This window comes from Guyparkeria sp. (assembly GCF_041687595.1).
Classification (GTDB): domain Bacteria; phylum Pseudomonadota; class Gammaproteobacteria; order Halothiobacillales; family Halothiobacillaceae; genus Guyparkeria.
The window spans coordinates 1-6,379 of record NZ_JAWLBP010000067.1; the positions used below are offsets into that span (position 1 = coordinate 1).

Consider the following 6,379-nt stretch of genomic DNA (forward strand, 5'->3'; position numbering starts at 1 on the left):
TGAGGTAAGCGGGTGCACTGAAGTCCGGGGCTTGCTTGCCCACACGTGCAGTCATCAATGGTTCCTCTCTTTCAAGGATGGGTTCTTCTGCGCGGGATTTCTCCGGTTGCCCGGAGGCGACCTTGCTGGCCGGCCGCGCGCAGGAACTGGAATCGTCTTTCATTCTGGCCTCCTTGGTCAGGCGTGCGAAGACGCCTCTTCAAAGCTAGACGAGGCGGCCCATCGCGTCAACGCGGGCCGGGGCGTTCGGTTGGCGCCTTGCGTGCAAACGCCCGCCTCCCTCACTCATGGCTCTGGGCAATCAATGATTGATAATTTCTATCTATCATTTAGAGATTAATCATTTGAGTGTTGGATAAGCAAAATCTATCTTGTGCGGTGTCGGGGGCATTCACGGCTTGACCGCCACGCCCCGCAAACCGTGTCACAACCGTTACTGAATGGAGGTAACCCATGACCGACGCACAGGAAACCCAGACTCAGGAAGTTCTCCAGTTCCCGCGCCTCAACGAGCGCGCCCCGGAGTTCAAGGCCAACACCACCCACGGCATGAAGGAGCTGGACGACTACAAGGGTCGCTGGCTGGTGCTGTTCTCGCACCCGGCGGACTTCACCCCGGTGTGCACCACGGAGTTCTCGGCCTTTGCCCGCGCCCATGACGAGTTCCTCAAGCGCGACTGCGACCTGCTGGGCCTGTCGATCGACAGCATCCACTCGCACGTGGCCTGGGTACGCAACATCAAGGAGAAGTTCGGCCAGGATATCGGCTTCCCGATCATCGCCGACATCTCCATGCAGGTAGCGAAGGCCTACGGCATGGTCCACCCGGGCGCGTCCGACACCTCCGCCGTGCGTGCGACCTTCATCATCGACCCGGACGGCGTTCTGCGCGCGATGCTGTACTACCCGATGACCAACGGCCGCTCGGTCGACGAGATCCTGCGCCTGGTGGACAGCCTGCAGACCTCGACACAGCACGGCGTGGCCACGCCGGAGGGCTGGCAGCCGGGCGACAAGGTGATCGTCCCGCCGCCGTCGACCACCGAGGGTGCCGAAAAGCGTCTGGAAGAAGGCTACGAGTGCACTGACTGGTACTTCTGCCAGAAGAGCCTGTAAAACAGCCCCGCCGACAATTTGGCAAACGAGAGAGGCCCGCATCCGCGGGCCTCTTTTTGTTCGTCAGGACCGCGGGCTTTCCGCTCGAACCCCGGGTGCGTCGTGTTGCGTTTGCCTTCCCAGCGGCTAGAGTCGTTCTGGGTGCTCGTGCGTGACCGCCGAGGTGCGCGGAGCGATACGTTTTGCTCGACGGAGATGGGAGAAAACGAACATGATCGAGACCGATTCGGTTGCCCTGGTGACCGGCAGTGCCCGGGGAATCGGGCGCGCCACCGTGCTCGCTTTCGCCCGGGCCGGGGCGAACGTGGTGATCGCGGATCTGCACGACGAGGACGGTCGGGCCCTGGTGGAGGAAGTCGAAGCGATGGGACGGCAGGCGCTGTATGTCCATTGCGACGTCTCCGATTCCGAGTCGGTGGCTGCCCTGTTCCGGGCGGTGCGCGAGCGTTTCGGCCGGCTGGACCATGCCTGCAACAATGCCGGCATCGAGGGTGAGCAGGCGCCGACCGGCGAGAGCTCGCTCGAGAACTTCGACCGCGTGATCGGCGTGAACCTGCGCGGGGTGTTCCTCTGCATGCGCGAGGAGCTGAATCTGATGCTCGAGAACGGTGGCGGCAGCATCGTCAACATGGCCTCGGTGGCCGGGCTGATCGGTTTCGCCGGGTTGCCCGCCTACTGCGCGTCCAAGGGCGGTGTGGTACAGCTGACCCGGACAGCCGCCGTCGAATATGCCGAGCAGGGCGTGCGCGTCAACGCCGTCTGCCCCGGTGCGATACAGACCGAGATGATCGACCGGATCACCGGCCCCGAGGAGGACCGGCGGCGAGATCTGCGAGCCATGCACCCCATGAACCGGTTCGGGACGCCCGACGAGGTCGCGGAGACCGTGGTCTGGCTGTGCTCGAAAGGGGCCGGTTTCATCACCGGGCAGGCCCTGCCGGTCGACGGGGGGTTCGTGGCGCGGTGACGAGTCCGGCTCCCGAGACACGCCGGGTCTTTCTCGCACTCTGGCCGGACGACGCTACCCGGGGGCGGCTGGCGCGCCTGGCAGCCCGGTTGCCCGGCCCGGGTCGTCCGGTGCCGGAGGCCCATCTGCATCTCACGCTGGCCTTTCCCGGCACGGTACCCGCCGAGCGGGTCGATTGCCTGGCGGCCGGGCTGGGCCGACTGGAGGCGTCCCCGATACGCCTGGTGCTTCACAGGCTGGGCCATTTCGCCTCGGCCCGGGTGACCTGGCTCGGGCCGGAACGGACACCCGACCGGCTGCGGATGCTTGCGGAACGGGCACGGGCGTTGTGCGCCGACTGCCGCATCGAGCTCGAGCCGTTGCCCTTCGTTCCGCATGTCACGCTGTTGCGGGGCACGGAGGCGTTGCCCGAAGATCTGCCTGCCATCGAACCGATCGAATGGCGGACCGGGACGGTGGCGCTGGTCGAATCCGGCCACAATGGCCGCCGCGGCGCCTACAGGGTGCTGGCCCGTGTCGGGCCCGGTGACTCGCCGGCCTCATCTCGTCGATGACCTGATCGACCATGCCGAAGCCGCTTTTCCAGCCACTGCTCGTCAACGGCCCGGAAGGCGACCCGGTCGTTCACGTCGACTTCCTGCAGACGCGCCGGGCGCTGCTGTTCGATCTCGGGAACATCCGCGCACTCCCACCGCGCAAGGTGCTGCGGATCTCGGATGTGCTGGTCTCGCACACCCACATGGACCACTTCACGGACTTTGCCTGGCTGCTGCGCCTGCTGCTGGTGCGGGACATCGATCTGCGCCTGTTCGGCCCGCCGGGTTTCATTCGTCACGTGGAATGCCACCTGGCGGCCTTCGAGTGGAATCTCGCCCACAAATACGAGGAGGACGTGCGGCTGACGGTCACCGAGCTGCACTCGGACGAGCGGGGCCGACGTGCCGAGTTCCGCTTCCGTCACCGGTTCGCCCGCGAGAACGAGCAGACGCTCGATCTGCCGGGCAACGTCCTGCTCGACGACGGGCGCATCACCATCACCGCGGCGCTGCTGGACCACCAGGGCCTGCCCAGCATGGGCTGGTCGGTTCAGGAGCGCGCCCACGTCAACATCTGGAAGAACCGGCTCGCCGAGCTGGGGCTGGGGACCGGACCGTGGCTGAGCCGGTTGCGGCAGGCCGTGCTCGAAGGGCGCCCCGATGACGAGATCATCGTGGCCGAGTGGCAGGCCGACGGTCGGGCCGTGCGACGGGAACTGCGGCTGGGCGAGCTTCGCCGCGACGTGTTGCGTGTCTCGGCGGGGCAGAAGATCGCCTATGTGGTCGACTGCGGTTTCACCCGGGAAAACCGTGCGCGGATAGCGAGCCTGCTCGAGGGGGCGCGCACCGCGTTCGTCGAGTCGGCCTTCCTGCACGAGGACATCGACCGAGCCACCGAAAGAGGGCACCTGACGGCCCGCCAGGCCGGGTGGCTCGCCCGGGACGCCGGGGTGGAACAGCTGGTCCCGGTACATTTCTCTCCACGTTACGGTGAACGGCTTGGCCAGCTGGAGGTCGAGGCCCGCGAGGCATTCCGCGATCACGACGGATCCGGCTTGGTATCGCCCCGGCAATGACCTAGACTGAGCGTGTTGATGGGTTGCCGCGCCGGCCCGGGGAACTTTTCCACAGGGCAGGCGTCTGACTTATCAGTCGGCAGATGGTGGGCTGCTCCAACGGGCACCGGCCATTGAAAACGGGGACAGAGTCCCCATATCCGACAGACAACCTGGGGGTGACACGGATTCGACGCGGGTCACGAAACTCAAGGTGCATGCCGAGGTGTAGTCTCCTCGTAAAACAACTGCAAAACCAATAGTTGCCAACGACGACAACTACGCACTCGCAGCTTAAAACCCGGTAGGGTGCCGTCTGGCCGGAGCCGTGCTTGTGCGTCCGGAACCCAGGCGTCGACTCTCACAAGCTCGTGGTGAAGCGCGTCCGGCGTGGATCCACTAAAACTCTAACCGGACTCGCCGAGTATCTTCCCTGCCTGTCGGGTAGTACTCGGTTAAAGCAATAGACAGGACAAGCATGTAGGACCGAGAGCGTAGGGCTTGCGGACGCGGGTTCGACTCCCGCCACCTCCACCAAACGCCATCAATGCCCGGCTGAATGATCAGCCGGGCATTTTTCTGTCTGGAACTCGGACCGGGCTTCCGTCGCGATGCTCGGTCGCGTCAGGCCACCGTGCGGGAACTACACTCCACGCGATGCTGACTAACGGGTTGGAATGGACGGTTTCGGGCAAGGCGAGTCTCCGTGGCCGCCCGATGGGCGACAGGATTGCGGCGAAGGGAGCGCGTGACGCATGTCAGGGATCGATCGATCACAGTTAAAGCGGGGGCCATTGGCCAAGTGGTTCACCGGGGTGATCATTCTGGCCTCGCTCGTCGTGGCGGCGGGATCTGTCGAGGCGCGCGAGGTCGTCGTCGGTCTTTACGACAACGATCCGAAGGTGTTCCGGGATGCCTCGGGGCGTCCATCCGGGATCTTCGTCGATCTCGTCGAGCGACTGGCCGCCGAGGAAGGCTGGGAGCTTTCCTACGTCGATTGCCAATGGTCGGAGTGCCTGGAGCTCACCGCGGCCGGCGAGATCGACCTGATGCCGGACGTCGCCGCGACCGAGGAGCGGCGGGAGGCACTGGGCTTTCACCAACGGCCCGCCCTGCACAGCTGGTCGCAGGTGTACCGGGACCCCCACCTCGATATTGATTCCGTCCTCGATCTGCGCGATCGCCGCCTGGCCCTGCTGGAAGATTCCATCCAGTTCTCGCGCGTGGACGATCTCCTGCGGGATTTCGGCATGCGCTACGAGCCGGTACTCGTGCCGGACATCCGCTCGGCGTTCGTCGCCGTGGCGGAGGGACGGGCCGACGCGGCGGTGGTGAACCATCTGTTCGGCAGTCGTTATTTCCGTGAATACGGCCTGGCGCGCACGCCGGTGATGCTCGAACCCTCCGAGCTGTTCTTCGCCACGGGCAAGGGGCGAAACGCCGATCTGCTCGAGGCCGTCGATCGCCATTTGATCGCCTGGCGGGAGAATGGCGACTCGGTCTACTACGACGTGCTCGAGCACTGGATGGCTGAACGGCCGCAGTTCCACCTGCCCGGCTGGCTGCCGTGGGTCGGGTCGATCTTCGCCGGGATCCTGCTGCTGGCCATCGCGATCGCGGTCTGGCTGCGGTATCAGGTCAGCGTCCGCACGCAGCGGCTTGACGAGACCAGCGGGGAGCTGCGGACGGCCTGGCAGGTCATTGACGCCAGCCCGGTGGTGCTGTTCCGCTGGCAGCCCGAGCCGGGCTGGCCGGTGGAGTACGTGTCGGGCAATGTCCGCCGCTGGGGCTACGAGGCCGAGGCACTGATGGCCGGCGACGTTCCCTTCGCCGACATCATCCATCCCGACGACCTGCCCCGTCTCGAGGTCGAGCGCTCGAGCCAGCTGGCGGCGGGGAGTGATGTATACCGGCAGGAATACCGCATCCATCGGCCCGGGGACGACTACTTCTGGGTCGAGGGCCTGTCGCGGCTGATCCGGGACGACGCGGGGGGTGTCCGCCACATCGAGGGTGTGATTACCGACATTACCGATCGCCGCGAGAGCGAGCGGAGCCAGCGCGAGGCCGCGGCGGTGATCGAGAATACCCTCGAGGGCGTGATCTTCACGAATGCCGAGGAGCGCATCCTCCGGGTCAACGGTGCCTTCAGCGAGCTGACCGGTCACGACGAATCCGAGGTGCTCGGTCGGCCGGTGACCCTGCTTGACGCCGAACCGGCCGGCAACCCCTGGGGCGAGATTCGCCGGCAACTGGCTCGCGAGGGGCACTGGCAGGGCGAGCTCACCAGCCGCCGCAAGAGCGGCGAGGCCTTTCCCGAGCTGCGCACCATCAACCGGGTCGACGGGCTGGTGGGCGAGGGCGACCGCATAGTCCACATGTTCACCGACCTGTCGCGAATCAAGGCGACCGAAGAGCAGCTGGATTTCCTCAGTCTTCACGACCCGCTGACCGACCTGCCCAACCGATCCCTGCTGCTGACCCACCTGCGCGACCGGATCGGCGCCCCCGGTCGGCGCCGGCTGGGGTTGCTGATGATCGATCTCGACCGCTTCCGCGACGTCAACGACAGCTACGGCCATGATGTCGGTGACGAACTGTTGCGTCAGGTCGCCTCGCGGCTGGATGACCTGCTGGGCGGGGCCTTTCTCGCCCGGCTCGGCGGGGACGAGTTCGCGGTGCTGAGCGAGGATTTCGGCTCGGAG

Annotated in this window: 5 protein-coding genes and 1 other RNA gene; all 6 read left to right on the forward strand. The window is 65.8% G+C overall.

Going from position 1 to position 6,379, the window contains the following annotated elements:
* Positions 1-453: 453 nt before the first annotated feature.
* On the forward strand, positions 454-1,116 hold the full coding sequence (locus tag ACESL5_RS09080) for a peroxiredoxin (RefSeq protein ID WP_372592463.1): 663 nt from the start codon (positions 454-456) through the stop codon (positions 1,114-1,116).
* A 211-nt stretch (positions 1,117-1,327) separates the two neighbouring features.
* Complete coding sequence (locus ACESL5_RS09085; protein ID WP_372592464.1) at positions 1,328-2,083, forward strand: SDR family NAD(P)-dependent oxidoreductase; 756 nt, start codon at positions 1,328-1,330, stop codon at positions 2,081-2,083.
* Entirely contained in the window at positions 2,080-2,637 is a 558-nt protein-coding gene (gene thpR / locus ACESL5_RS09090) for an RNA 2',3'-cyclic phosphodiesterase (protein ID WP_372592465.1), read from the forward strand. The genes ACESL5_RS09085 and thpR overlap by 4 nt, the downstream gene beginning before the upstream one ends.
* Before the next feature lie 11 nt (positions 2,638-2,648).
* Entirely contained in the window at positions 2,649-3,695 is a 1,047-nt protein-coding gene (locus ACESL5_RS09095; RefSeq protein WP_372592466.1) for a ribonuclease Z, read from the forward strand.
* 154 nt (positions 3,696-3,849) lie between these two features.
* Positions 3,850-4,211, forward strand: a transfer-messenger RNA (tmRNA) gene (gene ssrA, locus ACESL5_RS09100).
* Between the two features lie 218 nt (positions 4,212-4,429).
* A partial coding sequence (locus ACESL5_RS09105; RefSeq protein ID WP_372592467.1) for a diguanylate cyclase domain-containing protein occupies positions 4,430-6,379 on the forward strand: 1,950 nt, incomplete at its 3' end.